The sequence below is a fragment of the Sphingobium sp. RAC03 genome (assembly GCF_001713415.1).
GTDB lineage: Bacteria > Pseudomonadota > Alphaproteobacteria > Sphingomonadales > Sphingomonadaceae > Sphingobium.
The window spans coordinates 2,893,672-2,912,312 of sequence record NZ_CP016456.1 but is presented as its reverse complement, the minus strand read 5'-3'; the positions used below and the strand labels follow the sequence as shown (position 1 = coordinate 2,912,312).

The window sequence follows — 18,641 nt, the reverse complement described above, 5'->3', positions numbered from 1 at the left end:
GATAAATGTCCAGTTACCTGCCCACCCTCAAACAGCTGCAATATCTTGTCGCGCTCAAGGAACAGGGGCATTTCGGCAAGGCCGCCGAAAGCTGCTACGTCACCCAGTCCACCCTGTCGGCGGGTATCCGCGAACTGGAATCACTGGTCGGCGTCACATTGGTCGAACGCACCCGCCGCGTCGTCCGTTTCACGGCGCTCGGCGACCGCATCGTCGCCAAAGCCCATCGCGTGTTGCTCGAGGCCGAGGAACTGGCCGCCATCGCCGAAGCATCCGGCAAGCCACTGACCGGCGAATTGCGCATGAGCGTCATCCCGACCATCGCCCCCTTCCTGCTGCCGCGCATGCTCCCCCGCCTGCGCGCCGACCGGCCCGAACTCAAACTCTATCTGCGCGAAGAAACCACCCAGGCAGGCGTCGAATCGCTGCGCCATGGCAATGTCGATTGCGTGCTGATGGCCTTGCCCTTTCCAATCGGCGAACTGGACAGCGAAATCCTGTTTCAGGACCGGCTGTTCGTCGCCTTCCCGCATGACGAGCCGGTCGACCTGCCCGAATGGATCGGCCCGAACATGATCGATGAAAGCAAATTATTGCTGCTGGAGGATGGCCATTGCCTCAAGGATCATGCGCTCGCCGCCTGCAACCGCCCCGAACTGCGCGCCAGTGCGACGATGATGGGCACCTCGCTCCATACGCTCATTCAGATGGTCGATAATGGGCTGGGCGTCACCATGATCCCCGAAATGGCGATCGCGGCGGGCATATTGGAACATACGCGCATTGCCGCCCGCCCGCTCAAATCCGAACGCGCCTGGCGCGACATCGCCTTGGTCTGGCGCAAGAACAGCCCGCGCGAGAAGGAATTTCACCTGCTCTCCGAAATCCTGCGCGATGCCGCTGCGCTTAACTGCCGCCTGCCCGAAGCCGCCTAGCTGTCCCAGCCCTGCGCTTTCACTGCATCCTCGTCGCGCGCCGCCACCCACTGAGTCGCGCCACCCGCAAAATGCTCCTTCTTCCAGAAGGGCGCATCCGACTTCATCCAGTCGATCAGGAAGGCGCAGCTTTCGAGCGCCGCCGTGCGATGGCGCGCCGCCGTGCCCACGAACACGATCCGCGCGCCCGGCTCCAGCCGCCCGAAGCGATGGATGACGCTCACGCCCAGCAAGGGCCAGCGCCCCATCGCCTCATCGACGATCCGCCCGACCTGCGCCTGCGTCATCGCCGGATATTGTTCCAATTCCAGCGCCACCAGCCCGTCGCCGCCGCGCACCACACCGGTAAAGCTCGCCACCCCGCCGCCGCCCAGCGCTTCGAGCGCCGCCAGTTCGCCGCCGACATCGAAATCCTCCGCCTGGATCGCGACCCGCTTCATCCGCCGGTCACGGGCGGAAACAGCGCCACTTCCTTCGCGTCACCGATCAGGCTGTCCATCGCCACGAATCGCTGATCGACCGCCGCGCGCAACCGGGTAGGATCGCCCAGCGCCTCGGCATAGCCGCCCCCCCGCGCCGCCAGCATGGCGACCAGATCTGCAACAGTCATGCCTGGATCAGGCCGCTCGACCTGCTCCTCATCACGACCGATGGCTTCGCGCACCCAGGCAAAATAGACGATCGACAGCATCGCCATCGCGTCAGTCCATATGCCGAATGCCGACGCGCAGATAATCCCAGCCCGTGATCAGCGTCAGGATGGCGGCGGCCCACAGGGTCACGATGCCCACGGTCTGCACGAACAGCAAATGCGGCACCGCGCCCGCCAGGATCAAAGCGCCCAATGCCACGATCTGGCACGTCGTCTTCCACTTCGCCAATCGCGACACCGGCATCGACACCTGCAACCCGGCCAGAAATTCGCGCAGGCCCGACACCGCAATCTCGCGCAACAGGATGACCATGGCCGCAATGATATGCGGCCCGGTAATATCCCGCGTCGCCGCCAGCATCAAAATGACCGCGCCGACCATGATCTTGTCGGCAATGGGATCGAGGAAGACGCCGAGTTTCGACACCGTCCCCTGCGCCCGCGCCAGATAGCCGTCGAAATAATCGGTCACGCCCATCAGGCAATACAGACCAAAAGCCAGCGCATAGCCGGTGGTCCAGCGCGCGCCCATCTCCGTAGGCCAAAGCAGCGCGACGAGCAACGGCACCGTGACGATACGCGAAAGCGTGAGCAGATTAGGCAGCGTCAGCATAGCCGCCGCCTGCCACAGTCGGGCGCGGCGCACAAGCCAGACAGCATATCGACCTCCATACAAGGGGCATTGGACAGGGACGCCGCCAACGGCTAGACCCCGCCCCGGTCGCTAACGGGAAAGAAGACGCCCCTATCCATGCAAGCCTCTCTCAGGCTCTTGAACAAGCGCCGGTTCCTGCCGCTGTTCGTCACCCAGCTGCTCGGCGCGTTCAACGATAATCTGTTCAAGAACGCGATGGTGCTGTTCGTCGTGTACCAGGTCTATAATGACGAGCGTTCCGAAACCTGGTTCAGCGCGCTGGCGACGGGCCTGTTCATCCTGCCCTTCTTCCTGCTGTCCGCCCTGTCGGGGCAACTCGCCGATCAGCGCGACAAGGCACTCATTATCCGCTGGGTAAAGGCGGCCGAAATCCTGATCATGCTGGTCGGCGCAGTCGGCCTCGGCCTCATTTGGAGCGGCATCGGCGTGCATACGATCGCCATCCCGCTGCTGCTCGCCGCCCTGTTCGCCATGGGCATCCACTCGACCTTCTTCGGCCCGATCAAATATGCGATCCTGCCCCAGCATCTGCATGATGAAGAAGTGCTGGGCGGCACCGGCCTGGTCGAGGCAGGCACCTATATCGCGATCCTGGCTGGCACGATCCTGGCGGGAATCATCCCGGTCGAGGCGTCGGCGGTATGCATCATCATCACCGCGCTGGTCGGCTATGTCGCCGGGCGTCAGGTGCCACCGGCCCCGTCGCTTCTTTCCGCGCAGCCGATCGACTATCATATCATTCGCTCGTCGGTCGCGCTGGTGCGCGGGACGATGCATATCCGTCGGCTGTTTCTGGCGATCATGTCGATCAGCCTGTTCTGGGCGGTCGGGTCGATCCTGTTCATCCAGTTTCCGCCCTTGGTCAAAAATGTCCTGACCGCCGAAAAGGCCGTCGCCAGCCTGTTCCTCGCTATCTTCTCGATCGGCATCGCCATCGGCTCGGTGGCGATCAACCGGCTGCTGCGTGGCCATGTATCGGCCAAATATGCACCGGCCTCCGTGATCGGCATGGGCCTGTGCATCGTCGCCTTCCACTTCGTCTGCGCCATCTGGCCGCCTGCGCCCGAAGGGCAGATGCTGTCGTTGCAGGGGTTCATCGCCCACCCGCTCGCCATCCCCCTCTCGCTCTGCCTGCTGGGCGTCTCGACCTTCGGCGGCATGTTCGTCGTGCCGCTCTATGCCTTCCTCACCACCACGGTCGAAAAATGCGAAGCCGCCCGCACCGTGGCGGCGAATAATATCGTCAATTCAGGGGCCATGGTCATCGGATCGCTCTGCGCGATCGGCCTCAGCATCGCTGGCATGTCGGTGGTGATGCAATTGCTGCTGGTCGCGTTCCTCACCCTGCCCTGTGCGGCGATGGCGTGGAAACTGCACAAGGCCTGCGACGGCCCGCTGTGCCATTGAGCCAGGTAGCCCCCCGGCACCGACCGGGGCCCAGCGCCGCCCCGGCTTTCAGGGCTTCAGGAAATGAAGCTGTAGAAAGCGGTGAAGAAGGCGCAGAAGCTCAGGCCAAACAGCTTCCAGTCGCTATCGTCGTCCACCGCCCGCGCTTTGCTCTTGGGCATCTTGTCCATGACGCGCAGCACATGGGCGGGGAGGCTCTGGCGAAAGGGGTGCCGGGCCGATTCTGTGGTGAGGACGAGGGTTCGGTTTCTCATGATGTTGGGTTAACGCATTATTTACCATTTGTGCCATCGCTTATGACGGCCAATTTGCGCCTGTCCCGCTGCGGGACAGGCTTGACTGTATCATCTGAATAACACAGCATGGCCGCACCGATGAACGAGTCCGCCCCCGCCGAACCGCCAGCGCCGTCCCGCGAATTCGGGGCCGGGCCGCCCAGCGCCTTTGCGCCACCCACGCCATGGCGGCGTCGACTGCAGATATTGGGCTGGATCATGGCTGCGGGCCTCGCCTTGCTGATGATCGCCGTCGCCTGGCTCGCCATCACCGCGCCGCTGTCGCAATCGCTCAAGCCCATCGCCCCGCCTAGCCTCAGCCTGATGTCGGCGGACGGCCACCTCATCGCCCGACGCGGCGCAGTCATCGATACGCCGGTGACGATGACCGACCTCCCCGCCCATGTGCCGCAAGCGTTCATGGCGATCGAGGATCGCCGCTTTGCCAGCCATTGGGGCATCGACCCGCGCGGCATCGCGCGCGCGGCCTGGCATAATCTTTGGTCGGATGGCTCATCGCAGGGCGGCAGCACGATCACCCAGCAACTCGCCAAGGGTGTGTTCCTGTCAAGCGATCGCACCATGGGGCGCAAGGCGCGCGAAGCGATGATCGCGCTCTGGCTGGAGGCCTGGCTCACCAAGGACCAGATCATGGAACGCTATCTGTCGAACGTCTATTTCGGCGATAATGTCTATGGCCTGCGCGCCGCTGCCCGCCACTATTTCAACCGTTCGCCCGACCGCCTCACCATCCCGCAGGCCGCGATGTTGGCGGGCCTGCTCAAGGCCCCCTCGCGCCTTGCGCCTACCAGCAACCTCAAAGGCGCGCGCACCCGCGCCGCGCTGGTGACGCAGGCGATGGTCGATGCGGGCTATCTGACCCAGGCGGAGCGCAACGCCCTCCCGCCTGCTCGCCTCAACGTCCATGATGTGCCCGACGCCACCACTGGCACCTATTTTGCCGACTGGGTGCTGCCCCAGGCACGCGACCGGGCGGGCGCGGTCTATGGCGAACAGAAGATCGAAACAACGCTCGACTGGCGCATCCAGCGCCTCGCCGAAGCCGCCGTCCGCCGTGCGCCACTGGGCGGCGCGCAGGCCGCGCTCGTCGCGATGAAGCCCGATGGCAGCGTCGTCGCCATGGTCGGCGGCAAAAATTACGGCAAGAGCAGCTTCAACCGCGCGGTGCAGGCCAAGCGCCAGCCCGGATCGACCTTCAAGCTGTTCGTCTATCTCGCCGCCTTCCGCGCGGGCATGACACCCGAAGACATGATCGACGACACGCCGATCACCACCGGCAGCTATCGCCCGGCCAATCATGGCGGCAAATATCGCGGCCGCATCAGCCTGCGTCAGGCTTTTGCCGCGTCGAGCAATGTCGCCGCCATTCGCCTTACGCAAAAGGTCGGCGTCGATGCCGTGATCAAGGTCGCGCGCGACCTCGGCATCACCGCGCCTTTGACCGAGGATCTCAGCCTCGCGCTCGGCACGTCGGAAATCCCGCTGATCGAACTGGCCGAAGCCTATGCGGCGGTCGCAGCCGGTGCCTATCCCGTCCTTGCCCATGGCCTGCCGCCCGAAGAACGGGGCTGGTTCGAACGGCTGATGGAGCGGCAACGGTCCTTCGACGACGACGAACTGGCGATGATCCGCGACCTCCTCTCCTCCGCCGCCAATCGCGGTACGGGCAGCGCAGCCGCCCTGCGCACCAGCACCTTCGGCAAGACCGGCACGACGCAGGACAGCCGCGACGCCATTTTCGTCGGCTATGCGGGTGGCCTCGTCACCGCCGTCTGGGTCGGCAATGACGACAACAGACCGCTCCCCGGCGGCGCAGCAGGCGGCGGCATGCCCGCGCGCATCTGGCGCAACTTCATGAGCGGCGCGATCAACGAACCGGTCGCGGATACGCCCGAAGAAACCCAGGACGCCGACCTCGTCAACGCCATCGCCAACATCACGGTGGAAACCGGCATCGGCAATATCGGCGTGGGCGTCGATGACGGCGGGATGACCGTCAACATCGGTGGCAGTCAGATCCGCCTGCCCATCGACGAACCTGTCCCCGGCGTGCCCGACACCCTTCCGCCGCCCACCGTCCCCACAAGGCCGGACAGCGAAGCGGACAATGTCCCATGATGACCTGAACTAGCGCCGTCCCGCCAGATAATCGTTCAACACCTCATGGAAATAGCGAACCCGCGTTTCCTGCGCGCTGAGGTAAGCGTCGCCATAGCCGCGCGAATGCATTCCCCGCTGCATCCCTTCGGCCAGCATCATGTCCTGATAGACGATCTGCCCCTCAATCTCCGGCACGCCCTGGCCATTGTCGAAATCACGCCAAAGCATGTCCGCTTCGCTGAACGGTTGTGGTCCCGCCATGATCGATTCCACCTCCGTCTGCCCCGCCACCGGAAAGGCCATGCACCATAGATCGAAGGTGCATTTGCCCGGATCATCAGCATGGGGTTCGGTGCGGAAGAACAGGATATTGTCGGGCAGGAAGGAAATGGTGACGTTGGGGAAGATCACCGTATGCGGACTGTCCGTGATCTGCTCATCGTCCATATGTTCATAATGGAGATAGCCCCGCTCGCGCCATAGCCGTCGCTTGGCCGCCTTGAGGTCCAGCCAGCCCTGCATCGCCTTGGTCTCATAGTCCGGGTAGCTGTCCGGATCGATGTCCCACTGGCGCAAGATATGGTCGAACGGATGCGGCACACCGTCGGGCAGCCGGTCGCTGAGCGAGGGCCGCATCGGCTGGACAGTGCGCCCATGGCCTGCGGGATACATTTCATGCCGGGCGGTATCGACATCCTGGTCGATCCATGGCGGCACCTGCGGATGGGCGGTCCGGGTGTGATAGCTTTCGGAAAAATTGTCGGTCGCAAACTTCCAGTTGGTGTTGAGGTTGATCTTCATCCAGAACACCCGGACGCCCGTGTCCATCGGGTAATTTTTGTAAAGCTCCGGCATCGGCGCAAGATAGTCGAGCAGGTCGGGCGCGGTATCGTCCATCGTGTACCAGACGAACCCGCCCCAGATAGCGCAGCGCAATTCCTTCAGCTTCAACTTGCCGCAGGGGTTGCCTTGCGGAAAATCATGCGGGTCCTGCGCATATTGGAGCATGCCGTCCTTGCCCCATTTCCAGCCATGATAGGGACAGGTGAAGGCCTCGGCAAAAGCGCTGCCATCAGTCAGGCGCATGCCGCGATGCCCGCAGGCATTGTAGAAGGCCTTGATGCTCCCATCGTCCTGCCGGATGCAGATGACGCTTTCATGCCGGAAGTCGTGGACGACATAGTCGCCCGGCTCCTCCAGTTCCGCCGTCCGCCCCGCGACATGCCAGATCCGGGTCCACAGATGGTCCCATTCCTGCTGCATGAATTCGCGACTGGTATAGCGGTCGCCGCTGATCGGATCACCGCGCAGCGCGGCGGGATCGCGACCGTCCATGGTCAGCGGATGAATGGCGGGCTGGTCCATGCTGCTCTCTCCTGCTGGCATTCTGAACCCAAGGGATAGGCCTCATGGCCTGCCCCGTCGCCTTGCACTTCTGTCAGGCGGCATGGGCTGACACTTGTCGCAGGTGGGGCGGGACGATGTTCGACCGCATAAGAGCGCGCTATAATCAATGGGAGATGGTCACATGGACGGCGTCGAGACATTGCTGGCGATCGAGGCGATCAAACAGCTCAAGGCCCGCTATTTCCGCTTGATGGACAATAAGGACTGGGCCGGACTGCGCGACGTCTTCTGCGACGACGCCCTGTTCGACGCACGCGCATCGCTCAGCATCGACGGCAAGGGCGACGAAGGCCGGGCGGCGGAAAGCAATGATTGGGTCTATGAGGGCGGCGACACCATCATCGCCTTCATCCAGGCCGCGATCGGCACGCAACGCACCGTCCATCATGGCCATTGTCATGAAGTTGAGATCATCGGTCCCGATGACGCGCGCGGTGTGATCGCGATGGAGGACCAGATTTGGGATGCCAGCGGGACCAGCATGACCCTGCATGGCTGCGGCCATTATCATGAAGACTATAAGCGGGTGAATGGCCGCTGGCGCATCCACCGCTCGCGCATTTCCCGGCTGCAGGTGATGATCGGAGGCTGAGCCTTTAGCCGATCATCATCAGGCTGGCATTGCCCCCCGCCGCCGTCGTGTTGATCGAGGTCGAGACTTCCTCCAGCAGCCAGTCGAGGCAATAGCCCTCCGCCGTTTCGGCATGGACCGGCACGATCCGGCCGGGCAGATCGGCGGCGGCCTGGACCGCAGCGGCGACGCGCTCGGCGTCTCCCTCGACCAATATCGCGGCAATGGGCGCATTGGCCTCTGCCGTGAAGCGCGCAGCCACCTCCGGCGGCAGGCTTGGCGGGACCGTCATGCCCTGCACCGTGGCGCTGTTGCCGGTGGCGAGGATCGCGGCCATCTGCCGGAACAGTCCGGCACGGGTGGCAGGACGCAGCAGCATGGCCCCACGCGGATGGAGGGTGTAGAGATTGCGCTCGCCGACCGGCCCCGGCAGCGTCATTTCGATACCCAGCGCCGACGCATCGCCTGCCCGGCGCGCTTCGCTCGCGGCCTCGCCATAGCCCTGCGCATCAAGCCAGTCGGCAAAGGCGTGGAGCGGCGTTTGCAACCGGCTGACCCGCGTTGCCAGAACCGGCGACGTGGTGACTAGCCGCCCCAGATAAAGCGGTCCGCCAGCCTTCGGCCCAGTGCCGGACAGACCACAGCCGCCAAAGGGTTGAACCCCGACGATCGCGCCGATGACATTGCGATTGATATAGATATTGCCGACCTTCACCCGGCGCGTCACCCGCGCGACCGTTTCATCCAGACGGGTATGCAGCCCGAAGGTCAGGCCATAGCCGGTGGCGTTGATCGCACCGACAAGCGCGTCCAATCCATCACGACGAAAGCGCAGGACATGCAGGACCGGGCCGAAGACTTCGCGATCCAGATCCGTCAGGCTGTCGATCTCGATGATGGTCGGCGCAACGAAGGTGCCGTGCGCGGCTTCGGGCGGCAGCGGGCGTTGATCCACCGCCCGTCCCATCGCCCGCATCGCGTCGATATGGGCGTTGATGCCCGCTTGGGCTTCGGCCGTGATGACCGGGCCGATATCGACCTTGAGCGCATCAGTGCGGCCAAGGCTGAGTTCGGCGAGCGCGCCCTTGAGCATCGTCAATGTGCGATCGGCGACATCCTCCTGCAGGCACAGGACGCGCAGCGCCGAGCAGCGCTGGCCCGCGCTATCGAAGGCCGAGGCGATGACGTCGGCGACGACCTGTTCCGCGAGCGCCGATGAATCCACGATCATGGCATTTTGCCCGCCGGTTTCGGCGATCAATGGGATCGGTCTGCCCTGCGGCGACAGGCGGGTGGCAAGCTGGCGCTGGATCAGGCGGGCGACATCGGTCGATCCGGTGAACATCACGGCCGCGGTTTGCGGCGCGGCGACGAGCGCGGCGCCGATGGCGCCATCGCCCGGCAAAAGCTGGAGCGCGTCGGTCGGCACCCCTGCGGCGTGGAGCAGGCGGACGGCCTCGGCGGCGATGAGCGGCGTTTCTTCGGCAGGCTTGGCCAGCACGGCATTGCCCGCGACTAGCGCGGCGGCGACTTGGCCGGTGAAGATCGCCAGCGGGAAGTTCCACGGGCTGATGCAGGTGACTACGCCGAGCGCCTGCTGCTGCGGGCCGAAGGTGGTGCGGGCCTGCTGCGCATAATAGCGTAGAAAGTCGATCGCCTCCCGCACTTCGGCGATGGCGTTGGGGATGGACTTGCCCGCTTCGCGGACGATGAGGCCGAGCAGGATCGGCATCCGCGCCTGCATCGCGTCGGCCGTGCGATCGAGCGCGATGGCGCGATCAGCAACCGGCGTGTTGCGCCAGAGCGATGCGGCCGCCCGGATCGCTGCGGCGCGGGCATCGTCCACCGTTGCTTCGACCACGGTGCCGACGATATCGCGATGATCGGCCGGGTTGCGGACGGGCTGCCCCTCGCCCGCCCCGCCTTCCGGTGCGGCGGTCCAGTCCAGCGTCGCGCTATGCTGGAGCGCTTGCGTCAGGCTCGCCAAGGCCTTTTCATCGCTGAGGTCGATGCCATCTGAGTTGCGGCGGTCGGGGAAGATAGCGGCAGGCAGCGCGATCTGGTCGTGACGGGCGCCGGGGTTGGGCATGGCGCGGACGGTATCGACGGGGTCGGCGATCATCTCGTCCACCGACACGGCCGGGTCGGCGATGCGGTTGACGAAACTGCTGTTCGCGCCATTTTCGAGCAGGCGGCGGACGAGATAGGCGAGCAAGGTCTCATGCGTGCCGACCGGCGCATAGATGCGGCAGGGGCGATCCAGCTTACCCGCGCCGACCACCTGTTCGTAGAGCGGCTCGCCCATGCCGTGAAGGCACTGAAACTCATAGGTGCCGATGCTGAAATCCGGCCCGGCCATCGCATGGATGGTGGCGAGCGTCTGGGCATTATGGGTGGCGAATTGCGGGAAGACCGCGTCCTTGGCGGCGAGCAGTTTTTGCGCGCAGGCGATATAGGCGATGTCGGTATGGAGCTTGCGGGTATAGACCGGAAAGTCGGCGAGACCATCGACCTGCGCGCGCTTGATCTCCGCGTCCCAATAGGCGCCTTTGACCAGGCGGACCATGATGCGGCGATCGGCGCGGCGAGCAAGGTCTATGATCCAGTCCATGACGAAGGGGCAACGCTTGCCATAGGCCTGGACCACAAAGCCAAGCCCGTTCCAGTCGAAGAGAGCAGGATGCAGCGCCAGGCTTTCGAGCAGGTCGAGCGACAGGTCGAGCCGGTCGGCTTCCTCCGCGTCGATGTTGAAACCGATATTATAGCTTTTGGCGAGCACGGCGAGTTGCTGCACGCGGGGCAGAAGCTCGGCCATGACGCGGTCGGCCTGCGCGCGGGCATAGCGCGGGTGTAGCGCGGACAGCTTGATCGAAATGCCGGGACCGGCATAGACGCCGCGCTTGGCCGACGCCTTGCCGATGGCATGGATCGCCTGTTCATAATCGGCATAATAGCGGGCGGCGTCGTCCGCCGTCGTCGCCGCTTCGCCCAGCATGTCATAGCTATAGGCGAACCCCTTGGCCTCCATCACCTTGGCGCGCTTGAGCGCTTCCTTGATGGTTTCGCCGGTGACGAACTGTTCGCCCATCATCCGCATGGCGAGGTCGACGCCGCGCCGGATGACCGGCTCGCCCGCGCGTGCGACGAGGCGCGTCAGCGCTGCGCCAAGGCCGCGATCATCGACGCTGCCGACCAGCTTGCCGGTGACCACCAGCCCCCAGGTGGCGGCGTTGACGAACAGCGACTTATCGGTGCCCAGATGCGAGCCCCAGTCGCCGTCGGCGATCTTGTCGCGGATCAGCGCGTCGCGGGTCGCAGCATCGGGGATGCGGAGCAGCGCTTCGGCAAGGCACATCAGCGCGACGCCCTCCTGGCTGGACAGCGCATATTCCTGCACCAGGCCTTCGACGCCGGTGCCTTTGTGGTTAGCGCGCAGGGCCGTGACGAGCTTGTGAGCCGTTTCCCGCGCTGAGGCGCGGGTCGCATCGGGCAGTGTCGCCGCTGCGATCAACGGGGCGAGCGCCTCGGCTTCATCGCGGCGATAGGCGTCAGTGATCGCCTGCCGCAACGGAGATTGGGCGCGGATGGCAGAAGCGAAGGCGGCAAAGGGGGGCTGGACGGTCATACCGTGCATCATATCGCATATGATGGCGCCGATCTGCCTTATCAGGTCGTTTTGTATGGCGGATGTGACTTATTCATGCCTCTCTGTTAGGCAGCAATGATGGATAAAGCCGCCTCAACAGTCGATCTGGACGAATTCGACCGCAAGATCATCGCCGCTCTGGTGGAAGACGGCCGCATGACGGTGACCGATCTGGCGGCGCTGGTCGGCCTGTCCAAGACGCCGTGCCAGGTGCGGCTGAAACGGTTGATCGAAACCGGCGTGATCCATGGGTTCCGCGCGATTGTCGATCCGGCCAAGCTGGGGATGGACCATGTCGCCTTTGCCGAGGTCAAGCTGAGCGATACGCGCGAAGCGGCGCTGCATGAGTTCAACATGGCGGTGCGGCGGATCGCGGAAGTCGAAGAATGCCATATGATCGCGAGCAGCTTCGACTATCTGCTCAAGGTGCGGACGGCGGATATTCGGCGCTATCGCATGGTGATGGGCGAGAAGATTTCCGCCCTGCCCCATGTCGCCAGCACCTCCACCTTCGTTGCGATGGAGACGGTGCTGGATGCCGGGGGACGGCGGAAATAACCGCTGCCGGTCAGTCGAACATATCCAGCGCGATCGCGTCGCCCATCGCCCGATAGCCGCGCGGCGACGGGTGGAGCGCGTCGCCACTATCATAGGCGGGGGCCAAGCGGTCGGGCCGTGCCGGGTCGCGGGTCGTGGCATCGAAATCGATCACTGCGTCGAAATTCCCCGGCTGTCTGATCCAGGCGTTGACGGCCTGGCGGTCGGCCTCATTCTGGGCGTCGGCGTGATAATAATCATTGCCGACGAAGGGCATGACGGTCGCGCCGATGACCTTGATCCCTTTAGCACGGGCGCGGGCGATGATCTGGCGATAGGCGCCGATGATGCGGGCGACATGGGCCTGATGCGCGGCGGTGCTGACGGGGGCTTCGCGGGTGAGCGTGCCGAGATCGTTGATCCCTTCCAGCAGGATCAGATGCGTGACGCCGGGCTGCGCCAACACGTCGCGGTCGAGCCGGGCGAGCGCGTTGGGACCAAGGCCATCGTCGAGCAGCCGGTTGCCGCCGATCCCCTGATTGACGATCGCGATATGGCGGCGCTTTAGATCGGCCTGCAGTCGTTCGGCCAACCGGTCGGTCCAGCGATCATTGCCGTTGGTGCTACTGTTCTTGCCATCGGTAATCGAGTCGCCCAGCGCGACGATGAGTTGGGCGGGAGCGCAGCGTTCGACTTCGAGCGCGGCGAGGTTGAACCAATGGTCGAAGGTCGCGGCGCCGGCAAATTGCGGGTCGGACAGATGGTCGCCGGGCAGATGCCAGGAGGTGGCGCGCGAGCCCGGATGCGATGTCTGTTCGGGATCGGCGGCGGCGTAGCGGATCGAGATGGCGAGCTTGTCGAGCGCTTTGGCCGACAGCGGGACCGGGTCGGACAGATAGTCCGCGCCGGGCGGGATGAGGACGTCGGGCTTGCCATCGAAGCGGAGCGCGATCCGGGTGGCGGGATCGATGGTGGGCGCGGCGGAACTGGTCGCGCGGGCGATGCTGGCGCCCAATATGGGGAGCGGCCGGGTGCCCGCGAGGTTGGAGAGGCGGACACGGACGCGATCGCCACTGACCGAGGGGCGGACGACCTGCCGCAAAGTCTGGTTCGCCAGCGTGCCGGGCGGAAGCGCGGCGTCGCCGGTGGGGCGGAATTGGGACGAGGCCCAGCCCGCGACCCAGGTCGAGGTGCAGCTTTGCGCATGGGCAGAAGCGGTGGCCAAGGCCGTGGCGATGCAGGCCAAGCGGACAGCGACCCGTACACTGGTTGGCGCTTTTTGCAGGAGGAGGAGCCGGGTCATGGTTCTGCCCTGATGGCGGCGCTATCGACGGTCTGATAGCGCGGGATGATGAGATGGATGGTGGCGAGCGCGACGAGATAGGCGCAGGAGGCGACGGCGAAGATGGGACCGTAGCTGCCGACGGTTTCGAGGATGACTCCGGCGAACTTGGCCATGATCATGCCGCCGATCGCGCCCGCCAGGCCGCCGAGGCCGACGACCGACCCGGCCATCCAGCGCGGGAAGACGTCGCCCGGCAAAGCGTACAGGTTGGCGGAGAAGCCCTGATGCCCGGCGCAAGTAAGCCCAATTAGCGAAACTGCAACCCACATATTGGGCGCATGGGTCGCAAAGGCGATGGGGACGGCGCAGAGCGCGGCGAGCAGCATCGCCGTCTTGCGCCCGCGATTAATGCTCCAGCCCCGGCCGATGAAGCGCGACGAGGCCCAGCCGCCCGCGACCGAGCCGACATCGGCCAGCAGATAGACGGCGATCAGCGGCGGCCCGAAGTCGAGCATCTTGACGCCATATTGTTTGTTGAAGAAATCGGGCAGCCAGAAGAGGAAAGTCCACCAGACCGGATCGATCAGGAAGCGGCCCGCCATATAGGCCCAGGTCTGGCGCAGGCGGAACAGCGTCGCCCATTTGACCGGGCGTTGTGGTTCGACGGGGTCGGTTTCGATCCAGGCCAGTTCTTCGGCGGTGAGGCTCTTCTTCTCGCGCGGACTGCGGTAGAAGCTGAGCCAGGCGACGAGCCATATGACCGTCAGCAATCCAGTCAGGATGAAAGCCCAGCGCCACCCCAACGTGACGGCGATGATCGGCACGATAAGCGGGGTTAGGATCGCACCGACATTGGACCCGGCGTTGAAGATGCCGATCGCAAAGGCGCGCTCCTTCTTGGGGAACCATTCATTGGTCGCGGCGATGGCGGCGGGGAAGGTGCCAGCCTCGCCGATCGCGAGCGGGATGCGGGCGAGCAACATGCCCGCCGTCGAGGTGAAGAAGATGTGCGCGACATGGCCGATCGTCCATAGCGACACGGCCAGCGTATAGCCGGCCCGCGCGCCGATCTTGTCGATCAGGCGGCCGAAAAAGACGTAGGAAATGCCATAGCCCGCCTGAAACCAGATGGCGAGATCGGCATAGCCGCTCTCGCTCCAGTCATAGCGCGCCTGAAGGTCCGGCTTTAGCGTCGGCAGGACGAGGCGGTCGACATAGCTCAGCACCACGGCGAAGAAGAGCAAAGCGCAGACGATCCAGCGGACTTTGCCGGAGGGTTTGGGGATGTCGGTCATTGCGCGCTCCTAAGAGGGTTCGTCATTCCCGCGTAGGCGGGAACCCATCTCCCGACCTTGCGCCTGGGGATAGCGACGGAGATGGATCCCCGCCTTCGCGGGGATGACGATGATAAGGTCACCAGTTGAACATCGTGCCGTCTTCCAGCCGGTTTACTGGTAAAAAGGCGCGGCTATATTCGTACTTGGCGGCGAGTTCTTCGTCGATGTCGACGCCAAGGCCCGGTGCTTCGCCGGGATGCATCGCCCCGTCGGCGAAGGTATAGGCGTGGGGGAAGACCGCGTCGGTTTCGGGCGTGTGGCGCATATATTCCTGTACGCCGAAATTGGGCACGCTCAGATCAAAGTGCAGCGCGGCGGCCATGCAGACCGGCGACAGATCGGTCGCGCCGTGGCAGCCGGTGCGGACCTGATAGAGATCGGCGAGGTTCGCGATCTTGCGCAGGTGGCTGATGCCGCCGGCATGGACCACGGTGGCGCGGATATAGTCGATCAGCTGGTTTTCGATCAGTTCGCGGCAGTCGTGGATGGAGTTGAAGATTTCGCCCACCGCCAGCGGCGTGGTGGTGTGCTGGCGGATCAGCTTGAACGCTTCCTGATTTTCCGCAGGCGTCGCATCCTCCAGCCAGAAGGGGCGATAGGGTTCGAGATCCTTGCCCAGCCGCCCGGCCTCGACCGGGGTCAGGCGATGATGGATGTCGTGCAGCAGGTGGACGTCCCAGCCCAGCGCCTCGCGCGCGGCTTTGAACAATTCGGGCACGACGCGCATATATTTGGACGTGTTCCAAACATTTTCGGTCGGCAGGTCGGCATCGGCGGGTTCGTAGAAATATTTGTCCTTCGACACGCCATAGGTCGATGCCATGCCGGGCACGCCGCACTGGATGCGGATCGCCTTATAGCCCTGCCGCTGATAATCGAGCGCGACCCTCACCGTATCCTCGATCGTGGTGCCGTTGGCATGGCCATAGACCATCACATTTTCGCGGCTGGCCCCGCCGAGCAGCTGATAGACCGGCAGGCCCGCCAGCTTGCCCTTGATATCCCAGAGTGCCGTATCGACGGCAGCGATGGCCGACATGGTGACCGGGCCGCGCCGCCAATAGGCGCCCTTGTAGAGATATTGCCAGATATCCTCGATCCGGTGCGCGTCGCGCCCAATCAGGCAGGGAATGACATGGTCCTGCAAATAGCTGGCCACCGCCAGTTCGCGGCCGTTGAGCGTCGCATCGCCAAGGCCATAGACGCCGTCTTCGGTGATGATCTTCAAGGTGACGAAATTGCGGCCGGGGCAGGTGACGATGACCCTGGCATCAAGGATTTTAGGCATGTGCGTGGTCCTGTTCAGAGGATTTCGAGCGTGACGGTCTGGAGATTTTCGCTGTCCGGCCCGACCATGATGTCGAACAGGCCGGGTTCGACCACTTCGTCCATGTCGAGATTCCACAGCGCGAAGGCATCTGGGCCAAGCGGCAGGCGAACGGTCCGGCTCTCGCCGGGGGCAAGGGTGATGCGTTCGAAGCCTTTGAGTTGCTTGATCGGGCGGGTGACGCTGGCGACCTGATCATGGACATAGAGTTGGACGACTTCGTCCCCGGCCCTGTCGCCCACATTGCGGACATCGACCTCGATCGTCACCTGTCCACCAATGCCGATGCGCGGCGCGGACAGGCGGGGTTTGCCAAATTCAAAGCGGGTGTAGCTGAGGCCATATCCGAACGGAAAGAGCGGCGTGTTTTCGGCGAACAGATAGCCCCGGCTCGCCGATGGCTTGCGGTTATAGAAGATCGGGATCTGGCCCTCATCCCGCGCGACGCTGACGGGCAGTTTGGCGCCGGGATTGACGTCACCGAAGAGAATGTCGGCCATCGCCGTGCCGCCCTCCTGCCCCGGATACCAGCATTCGAGCAGCGCGTTCGCGCCGTCGACGACCGTGGGATAGCTGGGCGGGCGGCCGTTGATGGCGCAGACGATGACGGGCTTGCCGGTCGCCTTCATCGCCAGGAACAACGCATTCTGTTCGCCCAGCAAGTCGAGGCTGGTGCGGTCGCCGAGATGGTTCTTGGCAAAGCCTTCGCGGCTGGTCTGTTCGGTGTCGCCGATCGCGAGGATGATGACATCGGCGCTGTTGGCGACCTCGACCGCCTGGGCGATCAGGGCGCGGTTCTTGGCGGGATCGGCGAGCAGCACGTCGTCGGCCGAGCGATCCTCGCTTTGGGTGATGAAGACGCCCTGTGCATGGACCACCTGCGCCTTGCCCTTGAGCTTGGCCTCTATACCTTCAAGCAGCGACACTTCCTGGCGCGGGATAGAGGAATAGCCGCCAAGGCGCGCGACGGCGGCATTGGGACCGATCACCGCGACGCGCTGCTGCGCGCCTGCGGTCAGGGGCAGCGTGCCGTCATTTTTGAGCAGCGCGATCGACTTGTGCGCGGCCTTCAAAGCCAGCGCGCGCGCTTCGGCATTGCCCGTCAGCGTGGCATAATCTTGACGCGGCCAGGGATTTTCGAACAGGCCGGCGCGGAATTTGAGCGTCAACATGCGGCGCACGGCCATATCGACGGCTTCGACCGGCACCTTCCCGCCACGAACCTGGCTCACCAGCGTCCGATAGGTCAGGCCATCGGGCAATTCGCAATCCACCCCGGCGCGCAGCGCGGCACGGGCTGAGGCCTCCGGGTCGGATTGGACATGGTGGATGGTGTCGAGTTCGTGGACCGCGCCATAATCGCTGACCACTGCGCCGTCGAAATGCCATTCGCCGCGCAGGATGTCGCCGAGCAGCCATTGGCTTTGATGACTGGGGACGCCATCAATCTCATTATAGCTGGGCATGACCGCAGCGATGCCGGTGCGGCGGACGACTTCGCGGAAGGGCGGAAAGAAATTCTCGCGCAATTCGCGTTCGGAGATGGACGCGGGCGCGATATTCTGGCCGCTTTGGGGCTGGCCATGGCCGGTCATATGTTTGAGCGTCGCCATCACCTTGTCCGGGCCGAGCTGCTTGCTTTCGCCTTGCAGGCCCAGCACGGCGGCGACGCCCATTTCCCCGCAGAGATAGGGGTCTTCGCCAAAGGTTTCCTCGATGCGGCCCCAGCGCGGATCGCGGGCGATATCGACCACCGGGGACAGAGCGAGATGCACGCCGCGGGCGCGGACTTCGCGGGCGGTGACGGATTGGATGTCGTGCATGAGCTGGCGGTCGAAACTGCCCGCCAGGCCGATCGCCATCGGGAAGCTGGTGGCCTCAGTCGCCATATAGCCGTGCAGCGATTCTTCATGGAAGAGGACGGGGATGCCGAGTCGGGTTTCCTCGATCGCCCATTTCTGGATCGCGGTGATGAAGGCCACGGTGTCTGCCGGGGTGCGCCAGCGCGCGCCGACGCCGCCCGCCTGTTGCGAGCCGTCGGGCGCGCCGCGCTTGTCGGACGGGCGAGTGATCTGGCCGAAGCTCGCGGGATAGGCCTTGCTCGCCTTGGCCGGGGAGAAGGTCAGGCCGTCCATGATGTCGGCCTTGGTCGCCCAGAGCGCAATGATCTGGCCGACTTTTTCCTCCAGCGTCATGCGGCCGAGCAGGTCGCGCACGCGCAGGTCGATCGGCGCGGTCGCGTCCTTGTAGAGCGGGCCGTTTTTCTTCGCGGCGATGGCCGGGGTAGCGGCGACGAACGAGGTGGACGCGAGCAGGCCGAGCGCCTGGCGACGGGCAAAGGCCATGGTCATCGCGCCTTCAGGACGATGGAAATCGTCGCCCGTTTCGCTATTGTGCGGGGATGGGTCATGATGCGCCTCTCCAATTTTACCGAGCTGTCACGTTTCTGCTTGCCGGATTATCGCTGATAGCGTTACCATTGGTAA

Annotated in this window: 15 protein-coding genes; 5 read left to right on the top strand and 10 right to left on the bottom strand. The window is 64.4% G+C overall.

All coding sequences use genetic code 11. From position 1 onward, the window contains the following. Positions 1–5 precede the first annotated feature (5 nt). Positions 6–935 carry a hydrogen peroxide-inducible genes activator gene (locus tag BSY17_RS18660; protein ID WP_069066593.1) on the top strand — a complete coding sequence of 310 codons (930 nt, stop codon included), beginning with the start codon at positions 6–8 and terminating at the stop codon, positions 933–935. Here the strand turns inward: BSY17_RS18660 and BSY17_RS18655 are convergent. Genes BSY17_RS18655 through pgsA form a run of 3 tightly spaced genes read right to left on the bottom strand, consistent with a single transcriptional unit; the run spans position 932 to position 2,200 of the window. Next, positions 932–1,375, bottom strand: coding sequence for a molybdenum cofactor biosynthesis protein MoaE (locus tag BSY17_RS18655; protein ID WP_069066592.1), 444 nt, complete (start codon positions 1,373–1,375; stop codon positions 932–934). The genes BSY17_RS18660 and BSY17_RS18655 overlap by 4 nt on opposite strands. Next, positions 1,372–1,626 (bottom strand): molybdopterin converting factor subunit 1, encoded by a 255-nt coding sequence (moaD, locus tag BSY17_RS18650; RefSeq protein ID WP_069067080.1) that lies wholly within the window; start codon positions 1,624–1,626, stop codon positions 1,372–1,374. Before moaD ends, BSY17_RS18655 begins: the two co-directional genes overlap by 4 nt. 10 nt (positions 1,627–1,636) lie before the next feature. After that, positions 1,637–2,200: a CDP-diacylglycerol--glycerol-3-phosphate 3-phosphatidyltransferase gene (gene pgsA, locus BSY17_RS18645; protein ID WP_069067079.1), complete on the bottom strand. Its 564-nt coding sequence runs from the start codon at positions 2,198–2,200 to the stop codon at positions 1,637–1,639. 138 nt (positions 2,201–2,338) lie between these two features. On the opposite strand from pgsA, the gene BSY17_RS18640 reads away from it, so the two are divergent. Then, positions 2,339–3,649: an MFS transporter gene (locus tag BSY17_RS18640; protein WP_069066591.1), complete on the top strand. Its 1,311-nt coding sequence runs from the start codon at positions 2,339–2,341 to the stop codon at positions 3,647–3,649. Positions 3,650–3,705: 56 nt separating this feature from the next. Here the strand turns inward: BSY17_RS18640 and BSY17_RS18635 are convergent, their stop codons facing one another. Further along, positions 3,706–3,903, bottom strand: a complete 198-nt coding sequence (locus tag BSY17_RS18635; RefSeq protein ID WP_069066590.1) for a hypothetical protein — start codon at positions 3,901–3,903, stop codon at positions 3,706–3,708. Between the two features lie 108 nt (positions 3,904–4,011). Here BSY17_RS18635 and BSY17_RS18630 point away from each other — a divergent pair, with 108 nt between their 5' ends. Continuing rightward, positions 4,012–6,063, top strand: coding sequence for a transglycosylase domain-containing protein (locus tag BSY17_RS18630; protein WP_069066589.1), 2,052 nt, complete (start codon positions 4,012–4,014; stop codon positions 6,061–6,063). A gap of 9 nt (positions 6,064–6,072) precedes the next feature. Here BSY17_RS18630 and BSY17_RS18625 read toward each other — a convergent pair whose 3' ends face one another. Beyond that, positions 6,073–7,410 carry an aromatic ring-hydroxylating oxygenase subunit alpha gene (locus BSY17_RS18625; RefSeq protein WP_069066588.1) on the bottom strand — a complete coding sequence of 446 codons (1,338 nt, stop codon included), beginning with the start codon at positions 7,408–7,410 and terminating at the stop codon, positions 6,073–6,075. 163 nt (positions 7,411–7,573) lie between these two features. On the opposite strand from BSY17_RS18625, the gene BSY17_RS18620 reads away from it, so the two are divergent. Then, positions 7,574–8,044 (top strand): nuclear transport factor 2 family protein, encoded by a 471-nt coding sequence (locus BSY17_RS18620; RefSeq protein ID WP_069066587.1) that lies wholly within the window; start codon positions 7,574–7,576, stop codon positions 8,042–8,044. Positions 8,045–8,048: 4 nt separating this feature from the next. On the opposite strand, the gene putA is transcribed toward BSY17_RS18620, so the two are convergent. Further along, positions 8,049–11,648 carry a trifunctional transcriptional regulator/proline dehydrogenase/L-glutamate gamma-semialdehyde dehydrogenase gene (gene putA / locus BSY17_RS18615; protein WP_069066586.1) on the bottom strand — a complete coding sequence of 1,200 codons (3,600 nt, stop codon included), beginning with the start codon at positions 11,646–11,648 and terminating at the stop codon, positions 8,049–8,051. Between the two features lie 99 nt (positions 11,649–11,747). On the opposite strand from putA, the gene BSY17_RS18610 reads away from it, so the two are divergent. Further along, a complete protein-coding gene (locus tag BSY17_RS18610) occupies positions 11,748–12,227 on the top strand; it encodes an Lrp/AsnC family transcriptional regulator (protein WP_037478016.1) in 480 nt (159 codons plus the stop codon). A 10-nt stretch (positions 12,228–12,237) separates the two neighbouring features. Here BSY17_RS18610 and BSY17_RS18605 read toward each other — a convergent pair whose 3' ends face one another. The 4 genes from BSY17_RS18605 to BSY17_RS18590 form a co-directional block, all read right to left on the bottom strand. Beyond that, entirely contained in the window at positions 12,238–13,509 is a 1,272-nt protein-coding gene (locus BSY17_RS18605; RefSeq protein WP_069066585.1) for an SGNH/GDSL hydrolase family protein, read from the bottom strand. Continuing rightward, positions 13,506–14,786, bottom strand: coding sequence for an MFS transporter (locus BSY17_RS18600; protein ID WP_069066584.1), 1,281 nt, complete (start codon positions 14,784–14,786; stop codon positions 13,506–13,508). Before BSY17_RS18600 ends, BSY17_RS18605 begins: the two co-directional genes overlap by 4 nt. Positions 14,787–14,904: 118 nt before the next feature. Continuing rightward, positions 14,905–16,116, bottom strand: coding sequence for a D-mannonate dehydratase ManD (manD, locus tag BSY17_RS18595; RefSeq protein WP_069066583.1), 1,212 nt, complete (start codon positions 16,114–16,116; stop codon positions 14,905–14,907). Positions 16,117–16,130: 14 nt separating this feature from the next. Continuing rightward, entirely contained in the window at positions 16,131–18,506 is a 2,376-nt protein-coding gene (locus tag BSY17_RS18590) for a glycoside hydrolase family 3 N-terminal domain-containing protein (RefSeq protein WP_069066582.1), read from the bottom strand. Positions 18,507–18,641 lie beyond the last annotated feature (135 nt).

What these genes read in the sequence shown, in the direction of transcription:
- BSY17_RS18660 (WP_069066593.1), top strand. Translation starts at nt 6, where the DNA reads ATGTCCAGTTACCTGCCCACCCTCAAACAGCTGCAATATCTTGTCGCG.
- BSY17_RS18655 (WP_069066592.1), bottom strand. Translation starts at nt 1,375, where the DNA reads ATGAAGCGGGTCGCGATCCAGGCGGAGGATTTCGATGTCGGCGGCGAA.
- moaD (WP_069067080.1), bottom strand. Translation starts at nt 1,626, where the DNA reads ATGCTGTCGATCGTCTATTTTGCCTGGGTGCGCGAAGCCATCGGTCGT.
- pgsA (WP_069067079.1), bottom strand. Translation starts at nt 2,200, where the DNA reads ATGCTGACGCTGCCTAATCTGCTCACGCTTTCGCGTATCGTCACGGTG.
- BSY17_RS18640 (WP_069066591.1), top strand. Translation starts at nt 2,339, where the DNA reads ATGCAAGCCTCTCTCAGGCTCTTGAACAAGCGCCGGTTCCTGCCGCTG.
- BSY17_RS18635 (WP_069066590.1), bottom strand. Translation starts at nt 3,903, where the DNA reads ATGAGAAACCGAACCCTCGTCCTCACCACAGAATCGGCCCGGCACCCC.
- BSY17_RS18630 (WP_069066589.1), top strand. Translation starts at nt 4,012, where the DNA reads ATGGCCGCACCGATGAACGAGTCCGCCCCCGCCGAACCGCCAGCGCCG.
- BSY17_RS18625 (WP_069066588.1), bottom strand. Translation starts at nt 7,410, where the DNA reads ATGGACCAGCCCGCCATTCATCCGCTGACCATGGACGGTCGCGATCCC.
- BSY17_RS18620 (WP_069066587.1), top strand. Translation starts at nt 7,574, where the DNA reads ATGGACGGCGTCGAGACATTGCTGGCGATCGAGGCGATCAAACAGCTC.
- putA (WP_069066586.1), bottom strand. Translation starts at nt 11,648, where the DNA reads ATGACCGTCCAGCCCCCCTTTGCCGCCTTCGCTTCTGCCATCCGCGCC.
- BSY17_RS18610 (WP_037478016.1), top strand. Translation starts at nt 11,748, where the DNA reads ATGGATAAAGCCGCCTCAACAGTCGATCTGGACGAATTCGACCGCAAG.
- BSY17_RS18605 (WP_069066585.1), bottom strand. Translation starts at nt 13,509, where the DNA reads ATGACCCGGCTCCTCCTCCTGCAAAAAGCGCCAACCAGTGTACGGGTC.
- BSY17_RS18600 (WP_069066584.1), bottom strand. Translation starts at nt 14,786, where the DNA reads ATGACCGACATCCCCAAACCCTCCGGCAAAGTCCGCTGGATCGTCTGC.
- manD (WP_069066583.1), bottom strand. Translation starts at nt 16,116, where the DNA reads ATGCCTAAAATCCTTGATGCCAGGGTCATCGTCACCTGCCCCGGCCGC.
- BSY17_RS18590 (WP_069066582.1), bottom strand. Translation starts at nt 18,506, where the DNA reads ATGACCATGGCCTTTGCCCGTCGCCAGGCGCTCGGCCTGCTCGCGTCC.